The organism is Vibrio sp. 03_296 (genome assembly GCF_002265885.1).
The window spans coordinates 1-1,432 of sequence record NZ_NPKW01000926.1 but is presented as its reverse complement, the minus strand read 5'-3'; the positions used below and the strand labels follow the sequence as shown (position 1 = coordinate 1,432).

Genomic DNA, 1,432 nt, shown 5'->3' with positions numbered 1-1,432 from the left:
AACAACACTAAAAGAATGATTGATACCCAGTGCAAAGCAGCACCGTGTAACCAACCCAAGAGTAGTTGTCACCCATGGCTTCCATGGTGGACATCATCGATGTGTAGGGATCGATGACGGAACCCGTTAGTCCATGAAACTCAGAAAGTTTGGAAATCACAGGTTTAAAGCCAGCGACGAGGGTGCCCGCCCAACTGAACCAGCATGAAACGACCGATCGTCTTGATCGAACCTTTGATGATGGTCGTGGTGTCTCTTCTTAGCAGCCAGTAGCCAATTAATGTCACTAAGCCCAGTAGCAACGGGGCTTTGGTCATGACTTGGCTGTAAAAATATAGAAGATGTCGTATAAGAACTCCATATCTTTACCCCTTGATGGATTTGTATTTGTAATCGTTTGTAGGTCAGAGAGGATTCCTTTGTAGGGTAAGAATCTACTCAGTTATTGCTCACGAAATAAACTTTAACAATCAAAAGTAATCATGCAATGCTCATTTGTGATTATTTTGATTTTTATCAATTTCGCCGCTTAAAAAGGCAATAAATGGTATTTTGATCACACTGTAAACATTAAATATCTTTAAATACAATGACTTAATAAAATTTGTGATGAATTMGAGATTTTATTGAACACCTTGATTTGACAATCAAGAGCGTGATTAATAGAATCAAAACAAATCACAGGTAATCACCATGTAATCACTAGATAGACATTCGGTTGAATTGAATTGAATAAGGTGATAGTTATGAATGAAGTGCAAAGGCACAACGGCATTCTCTCTCTGCTTGAAGAAAATCAGACGATTAACGTTGCGCACATCATTGAACGTTTTAATGTGTCGCCAGCAACGGCGCGACGCGACATTTCGAAGTTAGATGAGCTAGGCAAGTTACGCAAAGTGCGTAATGGCGCAGAGCGTGTTGAAGCGAAAAGAGAAGTGGTCACCAACTGAACATCAATAGCACTGAGCATTATGAAGAAAAGTCGCTCATTGCCATGACAAGCGGCGGAGCTCTGCCAACCGGGCGATAGTGTGGTGATCAACTGCGGTTCGACGGCATTCCTGCTCGGGCAAAGGCTCTGTGGTCAGGATGTGCAAATTGTGACGAACTACTTTCCTTTTGGCCAGCTATTTAATCAACGAAGATCATGACGACGTGATCATCATTGGTGGCCAATACAATCGCTCGCAAAMCATCTTTCTTAATCCCGCGCCGAACTCGTTAGGCGGTTATGCGGGCAACTGGATGTTTACGTCTGGTAAAGGCCTGACGGAAGCGGGGCTATACAAAGCCGATATGCTGACCGCGGTCGCAGAGCAACAAATGCTTGAGCAAATCGACAAGTTAGTGGTGGTGGTCGATAGCTCGAAAGTGGGCAGCGCACAGGCATGCTTTCTGCCCAGCGGAGAAATTGACATTTTGATCACCG

The 1,432-nt window shown here is 43.8% G+C and carries 2 pseudogenes; one reads left to right on the top strand and one right to left on the bottom strand.

Features of this window, described 5'->3' with window-relative positions:
* Nucleotides 1-34 precede the first annotated feature (34 nt).
* Nucleotides 35-361, bottom strand: a pseudogene (locus tag CIK04_RS28900) (PTS transporter subunit IIC); the annotation flags it as partial.
* Between the two features lie 385 nt (nucleotides 362-746).
* Between CIK04_RS28900 and ulaR the strand changes: the two are divergent.
* A pseudogene (gene ulaR, locus CIK04_RS28895) lies at nucleotides 747-1,432 on the top strand (HTH-type transcriptional regulator UlaR); the annotation flags it as partial.